This is a genomic window from Plebeiibacterium sediminum (assembly GCF_026013605.1).
GTDB lineage: Bacteria > Bacteroidota > Bacteroidia > Bacteroidales > Marinilabiliaceae > Saccharicrinis > Saccharicrinis sediminus.
Map to the genome: position 1 here is coordinate 1 of NZ_JAPDPJ010000197.1, position 1,448 is coordinate 1,448.

General features: G+C 37.3%; 1 protein-coding gene. It reads right to left on the reverse strand.

From position 1 onward, the window contains the following. Nucleotides 1-770: 770 nt before the first annotated feature. Nucleotides 771-1,418: a DUF6266 family protein gene (locus tag OM075_RS25025; protein WP_301193297.1), complete on the reverse strand. Its 648-nt coding sequence runs from the start codon at nt 1,416-1,418 to the stop codon at nt 771-773. Nucleotides 1,419-1,448 lie beyond the last annotated feature (30 nt).

Here is a 1,448-nt window from a genome sequence, read left to right on the forward strand (position 1 = left end):
CATGATTTTTGCTAAGGCCAGAGGCCTTTTCTTATACGACATAGCGAGACGCTATGCCGAACTTATAGTTTGTACAAGGATTTATAATCATTTGACTGGAGTATGTGTTTTTAATCCGGTATCAATGGTCTGCTATTATCTAAAAGCCTATATGTTAATACTGCCCGGAATACAATTCCTTATCTATTGTCTCAAAAAATAAACAGTTTAAATTTGCAATTTATGAGATTGATTTACAGCTTGATTATTGCACGGAAATTATTTCCGCGCTAGCTTGAGTCTTGGTAAATATAGCAGTTCCATATCGTGCTGAAAGCACAGTTCAATTTAGCCCAAGGCAACGCCTTGGGAATTCATATAAAGTTAATTATCGTCCTGTAAGGACAGCTCAAAATAAATTTGAAATATTCCAAAGTCCGGTATCTAATAGTATAATCAGTTTGGGTTATTCGTATATTGTTTTTTATAATAAAACCACTAAGGCTCCATGACTCAAAGATCTTAAATCACCTGATTGCATCCTGTATCATAATGAATAATAAAATAACAAAATAGTTCGTAAACCCCTCTGTGTCTTTGAGCCTTGGTGGTAAAAACATACAGTTTATGTTTTACAACAAACCTCTCCTCAAGTTACTTCACGGGCTGAAAGTCCGGTATCCTTTAGCATAGTCTGTAAGGGCTATGCCTGTGGTATCATACCAAATTAAAAAGGCCGTTCCTGTAATAGAAACGACCTTAATTCAAGCATTGATTTGGTTTATGATCTATTATCCTTCTTCCGGAATAATAACAGTTCCTGCATGTACACTATTGCTTACCCGGTTTGTATCATCCATAGCGGCAAAAGCGATATAGCAATGTACTACTGTTCCTGGAGGAGCATCTGGCAGATACATGCTGGCTGTACCTTCAGAACGAACATTTTGACCAATAGTATATTCCGGATAATAGCCTTCAGCAATAGCTACAAGAATTACTCCATTGTCTTTAAACATTTCATCACTTGATGCATTGTATCTCCAGGTAAAAACAACTTCTTCACCATTAGCTTCAACGCTTGGCCTGTTTGTGCCTTTTAATGATCCTACGGCTAACACCAAATTATTCAGGTTCACCTTGTAATCAGGATATTCACCTTCGATGGTGTATTTCATTAACTCCGACATAGCTGCATTCTGTGGCGACTTTAAGCTGTCCTGATTTTTGAACCCCAATTGTATCACCGGATACAGTGGCTGTAAAAATTTGGTAGCAAGTCTGAATTTTGCTCTGTGTGCCAATTGTTTTTTACTGGCTTTGTGATTACTAAAATCGGGTAGCGATTTCATAACAGAGATACCTTTCCATTGGCTACCTACTGTGCTACCTACTTTTCCTGTGAATCTTCCGTTGATTCCTTTTATATATGTTCCCATGACTTTTTGTTTTTGTAAGCCCTGCTATCA

Excerpts from the sequence above, each read along its gene's own strand:
- OM075_RS25025 (WP_301193297.1), bottom strand. The coding sequence starts at position 1,418 with ATGGGAACATATATAAAAGGAATCAACGGAAGATTCACAGGAAAAGTA.